This window comes from Streptomyces sp. NPDC002564 (assembly GCF_042889645.1).
Taxonomy (GTDB): domain Bacteria; phylum Actinomycetota; class Actinomycetes; order Streptomycetales; family Streptomycetaceae; genus Streptomyces.
Genome location: NZ_JBIARE010000002.1, coordinates 592,714 through 612,174, shown reverse-complemented (window position 1 = coordinate 612,174; position 19,461 = coordinate 592,714). Strand labels below are relative to the sequence as shown.

At 72.0% G+C, this 19,461-nt stretch carries 15 protein-coding genes; 9 read left to right on the top strand and 6 right to left on the bottom strand.

What is annotated here, in order from left to right:
* Nucleotides 1-62: 62 nt before the first annotated feature.
* A complete protein-coding gene (locus tag ACFYXE_RS09180) occupies nt 63-1,505 on the bottom strand; it encodes an FG-GAP and VCBS repeat-containing protein (RefSeq protein ID WP_389310544.1) in 1,443 nt (480 codons plus the stop codon).
* Between the two features lie 276 nt (nt 1,506-1,781).
* Between ACFYXE_RS09180 and ACFYXE_RS09175 the strand changes: the two genes are divergently transcribed.
* The 8 genes from ACFYXE_RS09175 to ACFYXE_RS09140 all read left to right on the top strand — a co-directional run bounded on the left by ACFYXE_RS09175 (nt 1,782) and on the right by ACFYXE_RS09140 (nt 12,943).
* The gene (locus ACFYXE_RS09175; protein WP_389310542.1) at nt 1,782-3,206 is read left to right on the top strand and encodes a helix-turn-helix domain-containing protein; all 1,425 of its coding nucleotides are present in this window, start codon (nt 1,782-1,784) and stop codon (nt 3,204-3,206) included.
* A gap of 81 nt (nt 3,207-3,287) precedes the next feature.
* Entirely contained in the window at nt 3,288-3,854 is a 567-nt protein-coding gene (locus tag ACFYXE_RS09170) for a glycerol-3-phosphate responsive antiterminator (RefSeq protein WP_389310540.1), read from the top strand.
* Between the two features lie 234 nt (nt 3,855-4,088).
* The gene (locus ACFYXE_RS09165; RefSeq protein WP_389310538.1) at nt 4,089-5,387 is read left to right on the top strand and encodes a nitrate/nitrite transporter; all 1,299 of its coding nucleotides are present in this window, start codon (nt 4,089-4,091) and stop codon (nt 5,385-5,387) included.
* 85 nt (nt 5,388-5,472) lie between these two features.
* Entirely contained in the window at nt 5,473-6,249 is a 777-nt protein-coding gene (locus ACFYXE_RS09160) for an SDR family NAD(P)-dependent oxidoreductase (RefSeq protein WP_389310536.1), read from the top strand.
* A 77-nt stretch (nt 6,250-6,326) separates the two neighbouring features.
* The gene (locus ACFYXE_RS09155) at nt 6,327-7,790 is read left to right on the top strand and encodes an FAD-binding oxidoreductase (protein ID WP_389310534.1); all 1,464 of its coding nucleotides are present in this window, start codon (nt 6,327-6,329) and stop codon (nt 7,788-7,790) included.
* Between the two features lie 88 nt (nt 7,791-7,878).
* Entirely contained in the window at nt 7,879-9,306 is a 1,428-nt protein-coding gene (locus tag ACFYXE_RS09150) for an FGGY-family carbohydrate kinase (RefSeq protein ID WP_389310532.1), read from the top strand.
* A 139-nt stretch (nt 9,307-9,445) separates the two neighbouring features.
* Nucleotides 9,446-11,794 carry an ATP-binding cassette domain-containing protein gene (locus ACFYXE_RS09145; RefSeq protein WP_389310530.1) on the top strand — a complete coding sequence of 783 codons (2,349 nt, stop codon included), beginning with the start codon at nt 9,446-9,448 and terminating at the stop codon, nt 11,792-11,794.
* Between the two features lie 276 nt (nt 11,795-12,070).
* Nucleotides 12,071-12,943 (top strand): family 16 glycosylhydrolase, encoded by an 873-nt coding sequence (locus tag ACFYXE_RS09140; protein WP_389310528.1) that lies wholly within the window; start codon nt 12,071-12,073, stop codon nt 12,941-12,943.
* Nucleotides 12,944-12,979: 36 nt separating this feature from the next.
* Here ACFYXE_RS09140 and ACFYXE_RS09135 read toward each other — a convergent pair whose 3' ends face one another.
* The 4 genes from ACFYXE_RS09135 to ACFYXE_RS09120 form a co-directional block, all read right to left on the bottom strand.
* The gene (locus tag ACFYXE_RS09135; RefSeq protein ID WP_389310526.1) at nt 12,980-14,506 is read right to left on the bottom strand and encodes an FGGY-family carbohydrate kinase; all 1,527 of its coding nucleotides are present in this window, start codon (nt 14,504-14,506) and stop codon (nt 12,980-12,982) included.
* 3 nt (nt 14,507-14,509) lie between these two features.
* Nucleotides 14,510-15,304, bottom strand: a complete 795-nt coding sequence (locus ACFYXE_RS09130; protein WP_389310524.1) for an SDR family NAD(P)-dependent oxidoreductase — start codon at nt 15,302-15,304, stop codon at nt 14,510-14,512.
* 83 nt (nt 15,305-15,387) lie between these two features.
* Nucleotides 15,388-15,804, bottom strand: coding sequence for an SRPBCC family protein (locus ACFYXE_RS09125; RefSeq protein ID WP_389310522.1), 417 nt, complete (start codon nt 15,802-15,804; stop codon nt 15,388-15,390).
* A gap of 49 nt (nt 15,805-15,853) precedes the next feature.
* Entirely contained in the window at nt 15,854-16,864 is a 1,011-nt protein-coding gene (locus ACFYXE_RS09120; protein WP_389310520.1) for an aldo/keto reductase, read from the bottom strand.
* A 142-nt stretch (nt 16,865-17,006) separates the two neighbouring features.
* Here ACFYXE_RS09120 and ACFYXE_RS09115 point away from each other — a divergent pair, with 142 nt between their 5' ends.
* Complete coding sequence (locus tag ACFYXE_RS09115; RefSeq protein ID WP_389310518.1) at nt 17,007-17,909, top strand: LysR substrate-binding domain-containing protein; 903 nt, start codon at nt 17,007-17,009, stop codon at nt 17,907-17,909.
* Nucleotides 17,910-17,922: 13 nt separating this feature from the next.
* Here the strand turns inward: ACFYXE_RS09115 and ACFYXE_RS09110 are convergent, their stop codons facing one another.
* Nucleotides 17,923-19,434 carry an acyl-CoA synthetase gene (locus tag ACFYXE_RS09110; RefSeq protein ID WP_389310516.1) on the bottom strand — a complete coding sequence of 504 codons (1,512 nt, stop codon included), beginning with the start codon at nt 19,432-19,434 and terminating at the stop codon, nt 17,923-17,925.
* Between the last annotated feature and the right edge of the window lie 27 nt (nt 19,435-19,461).

Genomic DNA, 19,461 nt, shown 5'->3' with positions numbered 1-19,461 from the left:
CCCGCTCTTCCTCAGAAGCTCACTCAGCCACTCAGCCACGCGGCCACGCGGCCGAAGGTCACTCAACCAGCCATCCGGTAGCCGTAGTTGCCGCCGCCCGCAGGGCCGCCGACGTTCCCCAGGTGGAAGCTGGTGGCACCCTCACCGGTGACGCCGGAGGCTCCGGTGGCCAGCTTCCAGACCCGGCCCTTGTACCCGTCCTCGCCGTTGCCGCCCACGTACAGCTCCATGGAACCGTCCCGGCCCGCCCCGACCACGGCCGCCGAGGCGCCGAAGTGGTCGTCGTTCTCCGACGTGCTGGGGATGCCGCGGGAGTTCTGCGTGAACGAGGCGGCACCGGTCGTCGTGATGCCGTCGGCGCCGCCGCGCAGCACGGTGACCGCACCCGACCGCGCGGTGGTGGCGGCGTCCGCGCCGGTCTCGTACGAGGCGCCGATCACCAGGTCCGCGTAACCGTCGCGGTCGGTGTCGCCGACGGCGACCGCCGACCCGAACCGGTCGCCGGCCTCGTCCACGCCCGGCACGCCGGCGCTGGCCTGCGTGTACGTACGCGACTTCACGCTGCCCGAGACGCCGTTCGGGCCGCCGTAGGTCACGTACACCTTGTTCTGCTCCGGATAGCCGGTGACCAGATCCTGGTAGCCGTCCTTTTTCAGGTCGCCGAAGGCCGAGGGCAGACTGCTCTGGTACTGGTACGGGCCGGCGAAGGAACTGCCCTTGACCAGGCTGTCGGCGGAGCCCTTGAGGATCACGCCGCCGGGCTTCCCGTTGCCCAGGACGACGCCGCCGCTGGCCACGACGTCCGCCTTGCCGTCGCCGGTCAGGTCGCCGACATACACCGTGCCGAGGACGAGGTCGTCCTGCTGGGCCGTGCTCCGGTTCCAGACCGCGGCGGGCAGGCCCGTGCCGCGGTTCAGCGGGCCGAGCAGGACCGAGACGCCGATGCCGGAGCCGTTGTGGGCACGGCTGACGAAGTCGTCGACGCCGTCGCCGTTGACGTCGCCGACCCCCATGCCGCCGCCGAGCAACTTCGGTGATCCTGCGGTGTAGTTCCCGGCGGGCAGGACCGTGCCCTCTCCGGTGATGCCCTCCTTGCTCCCCCAGAGCACGGTGGTCTTCTCGAGCCAGTGGACGACCAGGTCGTCGTACCCGTCGCCGTCCAGGTCACCCGCGGCGCTGACCTCACGCCACTTCCCGTCCGGCACGGGCTCCCCCGGGACGCCCGGGTCGGCCTGGCCGAGGATCTTCGAGGTCTCGTACTTCAGGCCGGTGGCCGAGCCGTAGGCGACGGTGACGACACCGGCGCGCTCGACGTCGCCGACGGACGCGGTGTGGGCGCCGATCGCGAGGTCCTGGTAGCCGTCGCCGTTGAAGTCGGCCTTGTCCCCCGCCGGACGGGCCGCCGCACCGGCTGCCGGTGCGGCCGAGGCGACGGACGTCACTCCCGTCGTGACGACGAGCGCGGCCGCGCAGACGGCGGCCGTCGTGAGCGCTCCATGGCGCATGTGGTTCCCCCCACTTCCCATGACGGCAGGTCCGGTCGGACGGCGATGCCGCGCTCCGGAAAAACCGCCAAAAGATCAAATTACGCGAGATGATAAACACAGCGGGTCGAGAATGCTCATCGCCGTGTTCCTCGGGGTTCCGAACGGTCCGGAACCGGCGTCGGGCCACCGGACGTCTCGGGGTCCGGGACGCGGCTGATCTTTCTCGCCGTGTCCCGGCGGTACGGCGCGCTCCGGGGGGAGGGAGGTCCGCCGGAAACGGAAGGGGACGGTGCGATGACGGCGTCGCTCGCGGAGCTGCTGCGGGACCTCAAGGAGCGTTCCGGGCTGAGCTACGGAGTGCTGGCCGGACGGCTCCACATGAGTACGTCGACGGTGCACCGCTGCTGCAACGGCGCCGCGGTGCCCGCGGAGTTCGCCGTGGTGGAGCGGTTCGCCCGCCTCTGCGGCGCGACACCGGAGGAACTGGTGGAGGCCCACCGGAGATGGGTCCTGGCGGACGAGGGCCGCGGGCGCGCGCGGGGACCCGAAGGCGAACGCGCCCGTCGGCCTTCACCTGCCTCATCCATCTCACTCACCTCACCCGCCGAATCCGCCGCACCACCCGCAACCACCACACCCGGCGCCCCGGCATCCGCGCCTCCCACCCCGCCGGGCCCCGCGACCACCACGTCCTCGCTCTTCCCCGCCCGCAGGCGCCACGCCTGTCTCCTCGCCCTCTCCGTCGCCGCGGTCGTCGCGGCCGGTTCCGTCGCCCTCGGCGTGAGCGGCGGCACGGACGGCGACCCGCACCGGCAACTGGCCGGCCCGATGCCCCCGCCGGCCCTGAGCGCCGCCCCCGCCCCGCGCCCCGGCGAGCACGGCGCCGAGGACGGGCCCGGGGAATCCGCACGGCCGAAGCGGACCCACGGCACGGACGGCGCAGGAAGCCCGGACGCCCCGCACACGGCGGGTGGGCAGCGCACGCCCGCCGCCCGTACCCCGTCCGGCGCCCGCCCCTCCGCCGGGGCCCGCACGGGACCCGGCGTCCCGCACGGCGGCGGCGAGGGTCCCGCGTCCGTCGGCAGGGGCGCCGAGCCCCCCGGCCTCGCGCTGACCGCACGGACCAGGCCGTACGCCGACGAGTACGAGGACGACTGCGCCCAGAGCTTCCTGGTGGACCGCGAGACCGCCGACGTGCCGATGCCGCCCGCGCGGCAGGACATCCCCGCCTGGGTGGGCGAACTCGGTGCCGTCCCGGCCGGTGGCCAGTACGTCCAGGTCACCGTGCAGGGCCTGGGCAAGGCCCCCGTCGTCCTGGAGGACATGGCCGTCCGTGTGCACGGCACCGGCGCTCCGCCCGCGTGGAACGTCTTCCACCTCGCGACCAACTGCGGCGAGACGGTGGAGACCAAGGCGTTCAGCGTCGACCTCGACGCGGCGGCCCCGCGCCTCGCGCCGATCGCGGGCCAGCGCGGCTTCCCGTACCGGATCAGCGAGAGCGACCCCTTGGTCTTCTACGTCGACGCCCGGGCCGAGCGGCTCGACGTCCGCTGGCACCTGGACCTGCGGTGGTCCAGCGGCGACCGGCGGGGCACGCTCCGCATCGACGACCAGGGCAAGCCGTTCCGCACCAGCGGCACCCGAGGACGCCCGTCGTACCACTGGAGCGGTGCGGACCGCTGGGAGCCGGGTCCCCGGCCGGAGGGCCCGGGCCTCTGAGGCGCGGGCCACCGGGCACCGGACCGCCACCGTCGGCAGTACGCTGGCCCCCCGCCTCGCGTACCTCCCCCGGAGTCACCCTTGCACACCCCGCCCCAGGACCTGCTCGCCGAGAACCCGGTCATCGCCTCCGTGAACGACGAGGACGGACTGCGGGCGGTGCTGACGTCGTCGTGCCGCATGGTGTTCCTGCAGTACGGGTCCGTCCTCGACCTGCCCGACGTGGTGCGGCGCATCAAGGACACCGGGCGGACGGTCCTCGTCAACGTCGACCTGATCGAGGGGTTCAGCAGCAAGGAGGTCGTCGTGCGCTACGTGCGCGAGCGGACGGCCGCCGACGGCGTGCTCAGCTCCAAGGGCTCCATGGTCCGCGCGGCGCACGAGCTGGGGCTGATGGCGGTGCACCGCTTCTTCCTGATCGATTCGCTGTCCTACCGCAACCTCGCGGCGCAGGTGAGCCGGTCCAAGGCGGACTGCGTGGAGATCCTGCCGGGCTGCATGCCCCGGGTCATCGGCTGGGTGGTCGCCGACATCGACGTGCCGCTCGTCGCGGGCGGCCTCGTCTGCGACCGGGACGACGTGTTCGCCGCGCTCAAGGCGGGCGCCGCGGCCATCGCGTCGTCGAACCAGGACGTCTGGGAGATGTGAGCACGGCGGGACGTTCGTCCCGTGTTCCGGTAGGGGGTTGACTCCGCCGAAAGGTCACCTTTACCGTGATCACGCGGCTCACTGCTGAGCCGTCCCACAACCTCATATCGGTTTCCGCCGTCACCGGCGGAAACAGTTACTAGAGACCAGAGAACAGTAACTCCACCTCACCGAGGGGATTACTGTTCTTTTTTGTTTGCCCATTTTGTCTGCTCTACGAAGAGGTAGTGCCGCATGAGCAAGGCCCGGCGATGGACCAGTTTCGCGATTCTGGCGATGTCCTGCGGCATCATTTTCCAGGTCGCCTACATTCGCTTCGTCTTTCTCGGGCCGACGGCCGCGGCACTGGATCTGACGGCGCAGGAGTACGGGAACATCATTTCGGTCTTCGGCGCCGTGGCCACCGTCATGTACTTCGTCGGCGGCTGGTTCGCGGACCGGTTCCCGCCCCGCCTCCTGATCGCGGTGGCCCTGGCGGGGACCGGCGCGGCCGACCTGTTCCTCGCCCTCGGGCCCGGCTACTGGGGGGTCCTCGCGGCACATGTCCTGATGGCCGTGATGGGCATGGGCCTGTACTGGTCCGCGCTGGTCAAGGCGATCGGCATGCTGGGTGACGCGGGGACGCAGGGTCGCCTGTTCGGGTTCCTCGAAGGCGTGCGGGGCGTGACGTCGACCGTGGTCGGCCTGATCGGCGCCGCGGTCGTCGCGGCCGCCGTGGTGGAGAGCGCGGGCGTATTGTGGCTCATCCGCGTCTACGGGGTCCTCTGTTTCGTCTTCGCCGCCGCGGTGTGGTTCTTCGTCGCGGAGGACCGTGACCGTCTCGCGGAACTCGGCAGTTCCGCGGTCACCCTCCGACAGTTGGCGCGGGCCGCGCGCAACAAGTACACCTGGCTGATCGGTCTGACCGCGATGCTGATGTACTGCTTCTACACGACGCTCGGGTATTTCTCGCCGCTCCTGGAGAACAATTTCGGGGTGTCGGCCGGTCTGATCGGCGTCATCGGAGTCGTCCGCACCTATGTGTTCCAGTTCGTGGCGGGCCCTGCCGGTGGATTCGTCGTCGACAAGGTCACCAAGTCGTCGCCGAAATTCCTGCGTTGGATGTTCGCGGGCAGTGCCGCCGTCGCCCTGGCCTTTTTCCTCATGCCGCACGAACCGGCTCTGATGGCGGTGGCCGTCGCCCTCATGTTCGTGCTCTGCCTCTTCGTCTTCGCCAGCCGTGGCGTGTACTTCGCGACCGTCGGCGAGGTCGAGGTGCCGGAGAACGAGCGCGGCGGGGTGATCGGCCTGGCGTCCGGCATCGCCTTCCTCCCGGACGCGTTCCTGCCGTCGCTGTGCGCCTGGTGGATCGGCGACCCCGCCGCGCGCCCGGCCGTGCCCGAGCGCGGCGGCGGCTACCTCACCCTCTTCGCCGTGCTGTTCGGCGTCGCCCTGCTCGGCGTACTGCTGACCACCCTCACCACCCGGGTGCGCCGGCGCGAGCTCGCCGCCCGCGCGACGGCCGACGCCCGTCAGGAGCTCGCCCTGGCCTGATCAACCCGCCTCCCCCACCCCGCCCCGCTCCCGTGTCGCACGGCTCCACCCGCACCTCCCCGCACCGATCCGAGGAATCCGCACCATGGACATCACCGAATTCAACCGGGACTTCTTCTCCCTCGACGGCAAGAACGCCATCGTCACCGGCGGCAACACGGGCCTGGGCCAGGCCTTCTCGCTCGCCCTCGCCAAGGCCGGCGCCAACGTCTTCGTGCCGTCGGTCGTCGAGGACGACGGCACCACCCGCAAGCTGATCGAGGCCGAGGGGCGCCGCATGGAGTTCCTGGCGGCGGACCTCACCGCCCCGGGAGTGCCCCGCCGCATCGTCGAGGGCTGCGCCGAGGCCTTCGGGTCGGTCGACATCCTGGTGAACTCGGCCGGCATCTGCAAGATCGCCGACGTGTCGGAGTTCGGGCGGGCCCAGTGGGACCCCATGGTGGACCTGAACCTCACCGCGCCGTTCGAACTGAGTCATGAGGCCAGCAAGTTGATGGTGCCGCAGCGCTCCGGAAAGATCATCAACATCGCGTCGATGTTCTCCTTCCTCGGCGGCCAGTGGTCCCCCGCCTACGCCGCCACCAAGCACGGCATCGCCGGCTTCACCAAGGCCTACTGCGACGAGCTCGCCCAGCACAACGTCCAGGTGAACGCCATCGCGCCGGGCTACTTCGCCACGAAGATCACCGAGGCGACGCGGGCGGACCCCGAGACGAACCAGCGCGTCCTCGACCACATCCCGGCCGGCCGCTGGGGCGACGTGGCGGACCTGATGGGGGCGACGGTCTTCCTCGCCTCGCGCGCCTCCGACTACGTCAACGGCCATGTGCTTCCGGTGGACGGGGGCTACCTGGTCCGCTGAGCCCCACCCGCACCCCCACCGTCCCCCACTTCTCACCGGGCAAGCCCCACCACCCCACGCAGCGAGGTAGAACCAGCATGACCAAGTCGCTCTCGAAGCTCACCCGCGAAGACATCGTCGCCCAGCTCTCCGGCCTGGTGCCCGCCGACCGGATCGTCACCGACGAGCGCGAGCTGGAACTGGCCAGCGTGGACCGCTTCAAGAAGTACCAGTCGGTCCACGGCATCTTCGACGGCCCGATCCCGGCCGCGATCGTCAACGCCCGTTCCACCGAGGACATCTCCAAGGTCCTCGCCTTCGCCGACGCCCACCGCGTCAACGTGGTCGCCCGCACCGGCCGCACCGGCACCGAGGGCGGCCTGGAGACCGCGGTGGACGACACCATCGTGCTGGACGGCTCGGGCATGGACGAGATCATCTCCGTCGACCCCGAGAACATGACGGCCACCGTGCAGTGCGGCGTCCCGCTGCAGGTCCTTGAGGACCGGCTGCGCGCGCAGGGGCTGACCACCGGACACTCCCCCCAGTCCAAGCCGCTCGCCCAGTACGGCGGCCTCGTCTCCACCCGCTCCATCGGCCAGTTCTCCACGCTGTACGGGGCGATCGAGGACATGGTCGTCGGCCTGGAGGCGGTCTTCCCCGACGGCACCGTCACCCGCGTCAAGAACGTGCCGCGCCGCTCGGGCGGCCCGGACATCCGGCACATCGTCATCGGCAACGAGGGCGCGCTGTGCTACATCACCGAGGTCACCGTCAAGGTCTTCACGTACCAGCCGGAGAACAACGAGTTCCACGGCTTCCTGGTCGACGACCTGGACACCGGGATCAAGATCATCCGTGAGGTCGTGGTCAACGGCTTCAAGCCGTCCGTGGTCCGCGTCTACTCCCCCGAGGACGCCCGCCAGCACTTCGCGCACTTCTACGACGGCAAGGTCGTCGTCGTCTTCGTCGCCGAGGGGCCCCGGGGCATCGTCCGCGCCACCAGCGAGGAGATCGGGCGGGTGGTCGACCAGTACGCGCACACCAAGGTCGACCCGGCCCTGATCGAGGCCTGGTTCGACAACCTGAACTGGGGCGTCGACAAGATCGAGGCCGAGAAGCGGCACATGCTGGAGCACCAGGAACTCGGCTACACCACCGAGGTCTCCGTCGACTGGTCGCGCACCACCGAGCTGTACGAGAACGTCATGCGGCGCATCCGCGCGGAGTTCCCCGCCGCCGACGACCTGACGATGCTCGGCGCCCACTCCTCGCACAGCTACCAGACCGGCACGAACCTCTACTTCGTCTACGACTACAAGATCAACTGCGCGCCGCGCGAGGAGATCGAGAAGTACCACGTCCCGCTGAACGCGATCATCGTGGAAGAGGCCCTCAAGGTGGGCGGCTCGATGTGCCACCACCACGGCATCGGCAAGTACCGCGCCCCCTGGACCACCCGGGAGCACGGCAGCGCGTACTACATGCTGGCCGCGCTCAAGCAGGCCTTCGACCCGAACGGGATCATGAACAAGGGGACCATCTTCCCCCTGGACAGCTGACCCGACGCCGCATGCCCGACGGGGTGTGCGCCCGTGGCGCACACCCCGCCCCCTTCCCTCTTCCGCCTCCTCCCCCGGGGATCCGCCCATGCCCAGCTACTTCATCGGCATCGACAACGGCTCGCAGTCCTCCAAGGTGACCGTCTTCGACGAGCACGGCCGCGCCGTCTGCGAGGGCCGCCAGAGCCTGAGCCCGTACGACACCCCGCGCCCCGGCGTCGTCGAGCACCCCGACGACGACCTGTGGACGTCCATCGGCGCGGCGGCCCGGCAGGCCATGGCCGCCTTCCCCGGGGACCCGGCGGAGATCGTGGGGGTGGGCGTGTGCACCATCCGCTTCTGCCGGGCGGTCCTCACCGCGGACGGCACCCTCGCCCAGCCCGTCATGAGCTGGATGGACGAGCGGGTCTCGCGCCCCTACGAGCACACCGACGAGCGGGCGGCCTACGTCACGACGTCCTCGGGCTACATCGGCCACCGCATGACGGGCGAGTTCAAGGACACGGCGGCCAACTACGCGGGCATGTGGCCGCTCGACCCCGACACCCTCGACTGGACCAAGGACGAGGAGGTGCTTGCCGCGCACGGCATCCCCCGCGCCATGCTGTTCACCCTGGTCCAGCCCGGCGACGTGCTCGGCACGCTCACCCCGGAGGCCGCCGGGCACACCGGCATCCCGGCGGGCCTGCCCGTCGTCGCCACCGCCAACGACAAGGCCGTGGAGGCACTGGGCTGCGGCCTGCGCTCCACCGACACGCTGCTCGTCTCGCTCGGCACCTACGTCGCGGGGATGACCACCGGTCCCGCCAACCGGCCCGGCGCCACGTCCTTCTGGACGAACTACGCCTCCACACCGCACGACTACCTCTACGAGAGCGGCGGTGTGCGGCGCGGGATGTGGACCGTCAGCTGGTACCGCGACCTGCTCGGCGAGGAGGCCGTCGCGGGCGCGCGTGCCGCCGGTCTGTCCGTGGAAGACCACCTCAACCGCGAGGCCGCCAAGATCCCGCCCGGCAGCGACGGGCTGATCACGGTCCTGGACTGGCTCGCCCCCACCGAGGCGCCCTTCCGCAAGGGCTCGCTCCTCGGCTTCGACGGCCGTCAGGGCCGCTACCACGTCTACCGCTCGATCCTGGAGGCGCTCGCCCTGACCCTGCACGGCACCTGCGGCGACATGGCCGCCGAACTCGGCGTCGAGTACCGGGAGGTGGTGGTGTCCGGCGGCGGCTCCAACTCCGACCTCATGATGCAGATCTTCGCCGACGTCTTCGGCGTGCCCGCCCGCCGCCCGCAGGTCAACAACGCGGCCGGGCTCGGTGCCGCCCTGTGTGCCTCCGTGGGCCTCGGGGTGCACCCCGACTTCGACACGGCGGTGGCCGCGATGGTGCGGCCGGGCCGCCGCTTCGAACCCAGCCGGACCCACCACGCCCTCTACACCCGTCTGGGCGAGGTGTACCGGGACGTGCGCACCCACACCGACGCGATCTACCGCCGCACCCGCCCGCTGTTCGGCTGACGCCGGGCCGCCCGCGGGCCGGGTGCGCGACGCCACCGCCGCACACCCGGCCCGCGGGCGGGGCACCTCCCGGCTCGCGGATTCGCCCGCGGCCTAGAATCGTGGGGTTTGTCCCCGAGCCGCGTACGGAGCCCCGCCCATGCACAGCCCCCACGATCCGTTCGTACGCGTCCGCGGTGCCCGGGAGCACAACCTCCGGGGCGTCGACGTGGACATCCCGCGCGACGTGCTCGCCGTCTTCACCGGCGTCTCCGGCTCGGGCAAGTCCTCCCTGGCCTTCGGGACGATCTACGCCGAGGCCCAGCGGCGCTACTTCGAGTCCGTCGCGCCCTACGCCAGGCGGCTGATCCACCAGGTGGGAGCCCCGAAGGTCGGCGAGATCACCGGCCTGCCGCCCGCGGTCTCGCTCCAGCAGCGCCGCTCCACGCCGACCTCGCGCTCGTCCGTCGGCACCGTCACCACGCTCTCCAACTCGCTGCGGATGCTCTTCTCCCGCGCGGGCAGCTACCCGCAGGGCGCCGAACGGCTCGACTCGGACGCCTTCTCGCCCAACACGGCGGCCGGCGCCTGCCCCGCCTGCCACGGCCTGGGCCGCGTCCACCGCACCACCGAGGAGCTGCTGGTCCCCGACCCCTCGCTGTCCCTCCGCGAGGGCGCCATCGCCGCCTGGCCCGGCGCCTGGCAGGGCAAGAACCTGCGTGACGTCCTGGACGCCCTGGGGCACGACGTGGACCGCCCCTGGCGCGAGCTGCCGCAGCAGGACCGCGACTGGATCCTCTTCACGGACGAACAGCCGGTGGTGACGGTGCACCCGGTGCGCGAGGCGGGCCGGATCCACCGCCCGTACCAGGGCACCTACATGAGCGCCCGGCGCTATGTGATGAAGACCTTCGCCGACTCCAAGAGCCAGACCCTGCGCGCCAAGGCCGAGCGGTTCCTGACGAGTGCGCCCTGTCCGGCGTGCGGCGGGAGCAGGCTGCGCCCGGAGGCGATGGCCGTGACGTTCGCGGGCCGCACCATCGCCGAGCTCGCCGCGCTGCCCCTCTCCGACCTCGCCGAGGCCCTCGCGGGCGCCGACGAGGCGTCCGAGACCGCACGGGTCCTGACCGAGGACCTGCTGGCCCGCATCGCGACCGTCACCGAGCTCGGCCTCGGCTACCTCAGCCCGGACCGCGCCACGCCCACCCTGTCGGCGGGCGAGCTGCAGCGGCTGCGCCTCGCGACGCAGCTGCGCTCGGGTCTCTTCGGGGTGGTGTACGTCCTGGACGAGCCGTCGGCGGGGCTCCACCCCGCGGACACCGAGGCGCTGCTCACGGTCCTCGACCGGCTGAAGTCCGCGGGGAACTCCGTCTTCGTCGTCGAGCACCATCTCGACGTCATGCGGCACGCGGACTGGCTCGTCGACGTGGGCCCGCAGGCGGGCGAGCACGGCGGGCAGGTGCTGCACAGCGGCCCGGTGGCGGAGCTCGCGGGCGCGGCCGGGTCGGCGACGGCGCGCTTCCTCTTCGGCGGGTCGCCCGCCCCGGTACGCGCCGTGCGTCCGGCGCGGGGCCGGCTGACGGTCGGCCCGGTGAGCCGCCACAACCTGCGCGAGGTGACCGCGGAGATCCCGCTGGGCGCGTTCACGGCCGTCACGGGCGTGTCCGGCTCGGGCAAGTCCACGCTCGTCGGCGCGATCACCGAGGACCTGCCGGGCGTCGGACGGCTGGTCAGCGTCGACCAGAAGCCGATCGGGCGTACGCCGCGCTCGAACCTGGCCACGTACACCGGCCTCTTCGACGTCGTGCGCAAGGTCTTCGCGGCCACGGACACGGCGAAGGAGCGCGGCTACGGTGTCGGGCGCTTCTCCTTCAACGTGGCGGGCGGCCGCTGCGAGACCTGCCAGGGCGAGGGTTTCGTCAGCGTCGAGCTGCTGTTCCTGCCGAGCACCTACGCGCCCTGCCCGGACTGCGCGGGCGCGCGCTACAACCCCGAGACGCTCCAGGTCACCTACCAGGGGCGCGACATCGCCCAGGTGCTCGACCTGACCGTCGAGGCCGCCGCGGAGTTCTTCGCGGACACCCCGCCCGTCGTCCGCAGCCTGCGCACGCTCCTCGACGTGGGCCTCGGCTATCTGCGGCTCGGCCAGCCCGCCACGGAGCTCTCGGGCGGCGAGGCCCAGCGCATCAAGCTGGCGGGCGAGTTGCAGCGGGTGCGGCGCGGCCACACGCTCTATCTGCTCGACGAGCCCACCACCGGGCTGCACCCGGCCGACGTCGAGATCCTCACCCACCGGCTGCACGAACTCGTCGACGCGGGACACTCGGTGGTCGTCGTCGAACACGACATGGCGGTGGTGGCGGGCGCGGACTGGGTGATCGACCTGGGCCCCGGAGGCGGTGAGCAGGGCGGCACGGTCGTCGCGGCGGGTCCGCCCGCGGAGGTCGCGCGGTCCGCACGGAGCCGGACGGCACCGTATCTGGCACGGGCCCTGGCACCGAACCCGTGAGGGTCGGCGCGCGTCCCGGCACCGAACCCGAGAGATCCGGCGCGCGATCCGGCACCGAACCCGAGAGGTTGGTCCGCACCAACTCCTTGACGGGGTCTCGGGGGCTGCCTTAAATCAAGTACTGAACAAAGCGGTGCGACCGGTCGCCCGCCGCGTTCAGTTCTCGACCGTACTTTGTCATGCGCATGCCTAACAGGTCGTCCGGTGCGCCAGACGGTCCGCACGCCGGTACGCCGGTCCCCCACCCGCATTACCGCCCCCACGCGAAGCGATGTGATGACAGTGCACACCTCCCTCCGACGCCGGACGGCGCTCACCGCCGCCGCCCTGGCCTGCTGCGCCGCCTCCCTGGTCGCGCTCCCCTCCGGCGCGTCGGCCGAACCCGCGCCGCGCGCGGCCGCGCCCCGGGCCGCCACCTTCACCGACGACTTCAACGGCCCCGCCGGGTCGGCCGTCGACGGCTCCAAGTGGCAGATCGAGACGGGCGACAACGTCAACAACCACGAGCGGCAGTGGTACACCTCCGGCAACCGGAACGCCGCCCTCGACGGCCAGGGCAACCTGGTCATCACCGCCCGCAAGGAGAACCCCGGCAACTACCAGTGCTGGTACGGGCGGTGCGAGTACACCTCGGCCCGCCTGAACACCGCGGGCAAGTTCACCCAGACCTACGGGCACGTCGAGGCCCGGATGAAGGTGCCGCGGGGGCAGGGCATGTGGCCCGCGTTCTGGATGCTCGGCGCCGACATCGGCAACGTCGGCTGGCCGCAGAGCGGCGAGATCGACATCATGGAGAACGTCGGCTTCGAGCCCGGCACCGTGCACGGCACGCTGCACGGCCCCGGCTACTCCGGCTCGGGCGGCATCGGCGCCGGCTACACCCTGCCCGGCGGCCAGGCGTTCGCCGACTCGTTCCACACCTTCGCCGTGGACTGGTCGCCGAACAAGGTGACCTGGTCCGTCGACGGCACGGTCTACCAGACCCGCACCCCGGCCGACCTGGGCGGCAGGCAGTGGGTCTTCGACAAGCCGTTCTTCGTGATCCTGAACCTCGCGGTCGGCGGCTACTGGCCCGGCGACCCGGACGGCAGCACGAGCTTCCCGCAGCAGCTCGTCGTCGACTACGTCCACGTGAGCACCAACAACTAGCGGACGCGGTCCGATCGGGCCCCGGCCCGTGTCGCCTCACACGTCCTGACGTGCCCCGTCCGCGTGCTGACGGGCCGCCAGGACGTGTGCGGCCTCGCGGGTCGCCGGATACAGGTCGAGGTAGACCGCGTAGAGCTCGTCGTAGACGGCCGCGGCGGCGCCGTCCGGGGTGACGACCTCGACGGTCGGATTCCAGTGCGCGATGTCGCCGGGCACGGCCAGCCCGGCTCCGACGGCGGCGAGGAACGCGTCGCCGTACGCGGCACCGATGGTGTGCCGCGGCAGGTGCTGGGCGCGCCCGGTGACGTCGGAGACGATCCGCGTCCACAGCGTGCGGGCACCGCCGCCGACCGCGACCAGGCGCTCGGCGGTGGCGCCCGCCTCGCGCATGGCGGCGAGGTTGTGCCGCACGCCGTAGGCCGTGGCCTCCAGGGCCGCCCGGTACAGGTGTCCGCGGCCGTGCCGCAGCGTGAGCCCGTGCACCAGCCCCCGGGCGTCCGGATCGAAGATGGGGGTGCGCTCCCCCGCGAAGTACGGGAGCATCACCAGGCCCTCGGCACCGGGCGGCAACCGGTCCGCCTCGGCGGTGAGCCGCTCGTACGAGGCACCCGTGAGGTCCCGCAGCCAGCCGGTGACCGCCCCGGACGTCGCCATGCCCGCGGCCAGGCAGTACGTCCCGTCGAAGGCGCCCGCCGTGCCCCACAGGTGAGGGCTCGTCAGCGGGCGCTCCACGATGCCGACGAGGAACATCGTCGTGCCGTACATGAGCATGAGGTCGCCGGGGTCCGCCACGCCGACCCCGGCCGCCTCCGCCCACGCGTCGACCGTGCCCGCGACCACGGGGGTGCCCGCGGGGATGCCCGTGCGCTCCTGTGCCTGCCGGGTCACGGTGCCCACGACGTCGGCGGGCCGGACCAGTTCGGGCCACTCGACGCCCGGCGCGATCTCCTCGCAGCGCTCGGTGATCCAGGTGCGGGCCGCCAGGTCGTACAGCGGTGTGCACTGGCTCGCCGAGTGGTGGTCGAGGACGTACCGCCCGGTGAGCCGGTGCACGAGGTACGAACTCGCCATGTACCAGCGGCGCGTGGCCTCGAACACCGTCGGCTCGTGGCGGCGCAGCCAGGCCAGCTTCGGGCCGACGGCCTGACTGGTCAGCGGCGCACCGCAGCGGGCGATGATCGCGTCGGGGCCGTAGCGCTCGTTCTGCTCGGCCAGTTCGGCACCGGCCCGCGTGTCGATCCCGTAGAGGATGGCGGGGCGCAGCGGGCCGTCCCGCTCGTCGACGGGCAGCAGGCAGGGGCCGATGCCGCTGACGCCGACCCCGGCGAGGGGCTCCCCGGCGGGCAGCTCCGCGAGCAACTCCCGTGCCAGGGCGCGGAAGTCGGCCCACCACACGTCCTCGGCGTCGTGCTCGAACCGGCCGGGGCCGGGCGTGGACGTGGTGTGCTCGCGCTGTGCCCGGGCGACGAGGGTGCCGTCGGGGCGGACCAGGACGCCCTTGGCGGAGGACGTGCCGATGTCGATGCCGAGCAGCAGCCCGGCACGGGGAGCGGCGGCGGTCATCGGTTACGGGACGATCGAGTCCACGTACCCGCCGTCGACGCGCACCGCGCCGCCCGTCGTGGCCGAGGCCAGCGGGGAGCTGAGGTAGACCACCATGTTGGCGATCTCCTCCGGCTCGATGAGCCGCTGGAGCAGCGACTGCGGCCGGTGCTTGATCATGAACTCGCGCTGCGCCTCGTCCCACGGCAGCGACCGGTCCACCAGTTCGTAGACGAAGTCCTCGACGCCGCCGGTGTGGGTGGGGCCCGCGATCACGGAGTTCACGGTGACGCCGGAGCCCGCGGCCTCCTTCGCGAAGCCCCGGGAGACGGCGAGCAGCGCGGTCTTCGACATGCCGTAGTGGATCATCTCGGCGGGCGTGACGAGCGCCGAGTCGCTGGCGATGTTCAGGACCCGGCCCCACGAGCCGTCCTTCATCCCCGGCAGGTAGTGGCGGATCATCCGGACCGCGGTCAGGACGTTCACCTCGAAGTAGCGGCGCCACTCGTCGTCGCTGATCTCCAGGGCGGGCTCGGCGCCGAAGACGCCCAGGTTGTTGACCAGGATGTCGGCCTGCGGGACGGCGTCGAAGACCTGCGCGACACCCTGGTCGGTGGAGATGTCGCCGGGCGCCCGCAGGAACGGGACGCCCGGGTGCTCCTGCGTGAGGCGGTCCACGGCCTTGTCGACCGATTCCGCGGTCCGTCCGTTCACCGCGACCCGCGCGCCCGCCCGGGCCAGGCCGGCCGCGATGGCGGCTCCGATGCCCTGGGTCGAGCCGGTGACGAGGGCGGTCTTTCCGGAGAGATCGACGAGCATGTTGCGTACCTCCTGCTGTGGCCTGACAGGCCCTGCCGTGTCGTCCGTGTCCAGTAGATCACTCATGTGGCGAGCCGGATCGCTCATGCGGCGAGCGTCCGCCGCAGGGCGGCGAGTCCGTCGCCGAAGATGCCGTGGAAGAGGGCGACGGCCTCGGCGTCGTCGACGCCGACGGGGGTGAAGACGCCGGACCACTCCACGCGGGAGGCGTCCTGGCCCGGCACCTCGTGCACGGTGAGGGTGGCGACGTAGTCGGTGACGGGGAAGGGCGCGCTCAGGATGGCGTAGCTGTAGGTGCGTGCCGTGTCGTCGAAGGCGAGGAGGCGCTCGACGATGACGCCTCCCTCCTCGTTGGTCAGGCTGCGCACGCGCCCGCCCTCGCTCGCGGTGCTGGAGGTGATGTACGGGAGCCAGTCGGGCAGGGCGTCGAAGCCGCCGACGAGCTGCCAGACGCGGTCCGCGGGCACGGGGATGTCGAGGGATGCGGCGGTGGATGCCATGGTTTTCTCCTTGCGGCTTGAAGGGTCTCGGCCGGGGTGCGGCGGCGGGTCAGGCGGACGGGACCGGGGCGTCGGGGGCGATCAGCTTCTCCTCGCGCAGGTCCGTCCAGAACGCGGCGGGGATCCGCTCGCCGAGCGCGGCGACGTCCTCGGCGATGCGGCTGGGCCGGGTCGCGCCGGGGATCGCGGCGGCGGTCGCCGGGTGGGCGAGGGAGAACTGCAGCGCGGCCGACTTGATGCCGACGCCGTGGCGCTCGGCGAGCGCCTTGATGCGTGCCACCTTGTCGACGATCTCCGCGGGCGCCTCCTGGTACTCGAAGTGCCGGCCGCCCGCGAGGATGCCCGAGCTGTAGGGGCCGCCGACGACGACGTCGACGTGCTGGGCGGCGGCGTCCGGCAGCAGGCGCTGCAGGGCGCGGTCGTGGTCGAGGAGGGTGTAGCGGCCGGCGAGCAGGAACGCGTCGGGCTTCGGCTCGTCGAGGTCGAGGGTGAGTTCGAGCGGCTCGACGCGGTTGACGCCCAGGCCCCAGGCCTTGATGACGCCCTCTTCGCGCAGCCGGTCCAGGACGCGGAAGGCGCCGGTGCGGGCGCTCTCGTACGCGGCGAGCCACTCGTCGCCGTAGAAGTCCTGGGCGACGTCGTGCACCCACACGATGTCGAGCCGGTCGGTGCGCAGCCGTCGCAGGCTGTCCTCGATGGAGCGGAGCGTGGCGTCGGCCGTGTAGTCGTTGACGATCTTGTTGGGGCGGCCGTGCGCGAAGAGGCCGCCCTTCTCGCCGAGGTCGCGGGCGGCCGGGTCCTCGACCTCGTCGAGGATGACGCGGCCGACCTTGGTGCTCAGGACGTAGGCGTCGCGCGGGTGCCGGGCGAGGACCTCGCCGAGGCGCAGCTCGGAGAGTCCGGCGCCGTAGAAGGGGGCGGTGTCGAAGTAGCGGATGCCCTGGTCCCAGGCGGCCTCGACGGTGGCGGCGGCCTCGTCGTCGGGGATGGCGCGGAACATGTTGCCGAGCGGGGCGGTGCCGAAGCCGAGCGAGCCGGGCAGGAGGGAGGTGATGCTCATGAGGGGGGTCCTTGCGGTGGTGGTTTTCCGACGGTTCCGGTGGTTCGGGGTGATCCGTCGGCCTGGTGGGTTCGAGGTTAGGATCGGAGCTTGAGACTGTCCAAGACTCGCTTGGACACACTTGAGTCCTCCGAGGTCTTACATGCTTGACCTGCGACAACTCCGCTATTTCGTGGCCGTCGCCGAGACGGAACACGTCGGGAGGGCGGCGGAGGCCCTGCACATCTCGCAGTCGCCGCTCAGCCGCCAGATCGCCCAGCTGGAGAAGCAGCTCGGCCTCGCGCTCTTCGAGCGCAGCCAGCAGCGCATCCGGCTGACGTCCGACGGCCGGGTCTTCCTCAGCGAGGCCCGCGCGCTGCTGCGGCACGCCGACCGCCTGGAGAACCTCGGCCGCCGCCTGGGCCGCGGCGAGGAGGGCGGCCTGTGCATCGGGTACGTGGGCGACGCCATGCACACCGGCATCCTGCCCGGCGCGCTGCGCGCCCTGCAGGACGAGCGGCCCGGCATCCACGTCGCGCTCTACAGCCTGTCGACGGCGGAGCAGTTCGAGGGGCTGCGCCAGCGCAGCCTGGACATCGCCCTGGTCCAGGAGCCGCCGGCGCGGGACGACCCGGACCTGGTGGCGGCGCCGCTCCTGGAGGACCCGCTGCTCCTCGCGCTGCCCGCGCACCACCCCCTGGCACAGCGGGCCGAGGTCACCCCGGCCGACCTGGACGGCCAGCCGTGGATCGCCGTGGAGGACGCCGGTGATCCGGCCTGGCGCGACGCGTTCGTGGGCGCGTGCGTGACGTCCGGCTTCACCCCGGACATCAGGCTGGACGCGGCCGAACCGCTGACCGCGCTCGGTCTCGTCGCCTCGGGGCTCGGCCTCGCGCTGATCCAGCGGAGCATGGTGCGCGGCACCACGGAGGGCGTGGCCGTGCGCGAACTGCCCTGGCACGAGGCGTCGGTCCAGCTCTGGGCCGCCTGGCACCACATCGACCTGCGGCCGGTGGTGGCGTCCTTCCGGGAGACGGTACTGGCGGGCGGCGCGCCGGCCGCGTGACTCGGCGGCCCGCTCACTCCCCGTACGACGCGCGCAGCCGGGACTTGGCCAGTTTGCCGGTCGGGGTGCGCGGCAGGGCGTCGGTGAAGTCCACCGAGCGCGGCGCCTTGTAGTGGGCCAGGCGTGCGCGCGCGAAGTCGACGAGTTCGCGCTCCAGGCCGGGGCCCGGCGCGATCCCCGGCTCCACCTGGACGATGGCCTTGACCGACTCCCCCATCTCGGCGTCGGGCACGCCGATCACCGCGACGTCGGCCACGGCCGGGTGCATGACCAGCACGTCCTCGGCCTCCTGCGGGTAGACGTTCACACCCCCCGAGATGATCATGAACGCCTTGCGGTCGGTGAGGAAGAGATAGCCGTCCTCGTCGACGTGCCCGATGTCGCCGGTGGTGGTCCAGTTCGGGTGGTCGGGGTGCTGGGCCGCACGGGTGCGGGCCTCGTCGCCGTGGTAGCGGAAGGGCGTCTCGTCCCGCTCGAAGTAGACCGTGCCGGTCTCGCCGGGCGGCAGGACCCGCCCCTCGTCGTCGCAGATCCGCAGTGTGCCGAGGAAACCGTCCCGGCCGACCGAGCCCGGCTTGCTCAGCCACTCCTCGGGCGAGATGAAGGTGATGCCGTTGCCCTCCGTCGAGGAGTAGTACTCGTACAGGACGGGTCCCCACCACTCCATCATCCGGCGCTTGACCTCGACCGGGCAGGGCGCGGCGGCGTGGATGGCCACCTTGGTCGACGACACGTCGTAGCGTTCACGCACCTCGGGCGGCAGCTTGAGCATGCGCACGAACATGGTCGGCACCCACTGACTGTGCGTCACCCGGTGCCGCTCGACGGCCGCGAGGGCCGCTTCGGCGTCGAAGGACTCCATCAGGACGACGGTGCCGCCGAGCGCCGTCACCACGCCGCAGAAGCGCAGCGGCGCCGCATGGTAGATCGGCGCGGGACAGAGGTAGACGGTGTCCTCGCCGAAGCCGTACATCGTCTGGAAGACGACGGTGTACGTGGTGGGCCGGGTGCGCACGTCCCCCTCGGGGAGCGCGGGCCGCACGCCCTTGGGGCGGCCGGTGGTGCCCGAGGAGTAGAGCATGTCGGCACCCAGCGGCTGCCGGTCGGGCGGTACGGGGGAGGCCGCGTCCAGGGCCTTCTCGTACGTCCCGTCGTCGAGGCCGAGTACCAGCGCGGGGCCGCCCGCCGTCTCCCGTACCCGCACGCCCAGTGCGGTCAGCGAGCCGGACACGATCAGGGCGCCCGCACCGCAGTCCCGCACGATGTAGGCGGCCTCGTCGGCGCTCAGGTGGTGGTTGACGGCGGTGAGGTAGAGCCCCGACCGCATCGCGGCCCAGTAGACCTCCAGGGCGCGCGGGTCGTTGTCGCAGAGGAGCGCGAGGTGGTCGCCCCGGCGCAGGCCCACGGACCGCAGATGGACCGCGAGCCGCAGGGAACGCTCCTCCAGCCGTCCGTACGTGAGGGTCCGCGTGCCGTCGGCGCTGACGACGGCCGTTCTGGCGGGGTCGTACGCTCCCGGATACATGCGCCGACGGTACGCGCCCCCGGGGGC

What these genes read in the sequence shown, in the direction of transcription:
- ACFYXE_RS09175 (WP_389310542.1), top strand. Translation starts at nt 1,782, where the DNA reads ATGACGGCGTCGCTCGCGGAGCTGCTGCGGGACCTCAAGGAGCGTTCC.
- ACFYXE_RS09140 (WP_389310528.1), top strand. Translation starts at nt 12,071, where the DNA reads ATGACAGTGCACACCTCCCTCCGACGCCGGACGGCGCTCACCGCCGCC.
- ACFYXE_RS09120 (WP_389310520.1), bottom strand. Translation starts at nt 16,864, where the DNA reads ATGAGCATCACCTCCCTCCTGCCCGGCTCGCTCGGCTTCGGCACCGCC.
- ACFYXE_RS09125 (WP_389310522.1), bottom strand. Translation starts at nt 15,804, where the DNA reads ATGGCATCCACCGCCGCATCCCTCGACATCCCCGTGCCCGCGGACCGC.
- ACFYXE_RS09135 (WP_389310526.1), bottom strand. Translation starts at nt 14,506, where the DNA reads ATGACCGCCGCCGCTCCCCGTGCCGGGCTGCTGCTCGGCATCGACATC.
- ACFYXE_RS09130 (WP_389310524.1), bottom strand. Translation starts at nt 15,304, where the DNA reads ATGCTCGTCGATCTCTCCGGAAAGACCGCCCTCGTCACCGGCTCGACC.
- ACFYXE_RS09150 (WP_389310532.1), top strand. Translation starts at nt 7,879, where the DNA reads ATGCCCAGCTACTTCATCGGCATCGACAACGGCTCGCAGTCCTCCAAG.
- ACFYXE_RS09165 (WP_389310538.1), top strand. Translation starts at nt 4,089, where the DNA reads ATGAGCAAGGCCCGGCGATGGACCAGTTTCGCGATTCTGGCGATGTCC.
- ACFYXE_RS09155 (WP_389310534.1), top strand. Translation starts at nt 6,327, where the DNA reads ATGACCAAGTCGCTCTCGAAGCTCACCCGCGAAGACATCGTCGCCCAG.
- ACFYXE_RS09180 (WP_389310544.1), bottom strand. Translation starts at nt 1,505, where the DNA reads ATGCGCCATGGAGCGCTCACGACGGCCGCCGTCTGCGCGGCCGCGCTC.
- ACFYXE_RS09160 (WP_389310536.1), top strand. Translation starts at nt 5,473, where the DNA reads ATGGACATCACCGAATTCAACCGGGACTTCTTCTCCCTCGACGGCAAG.
- ACFYXE_RS09115 (WP_389310518.1), top strand. Translation starts at nt 17,007, where the DNA reads ATGCTTGACCTGCGACAACTCCGCTATTTCGTGGCCGTCGCCGAGACG.
- ACFYXE_RS09110 (WP_389310516.1), bottom strand. Translation starts at nt 19,434, where the DNA reads ATGTATCCGGGAGCGTACGACCCCGCCAGAACGGCCGTCGTCAGCGCC.
- ACFYXE_RS09145 (WP_389310530.1), top strand. Translation starts at nt 9,446, where the DNA reads ATGCACAGCCCCCACGATCCGTTCGTACGCGTCCGCGGTGCCCGGGAG.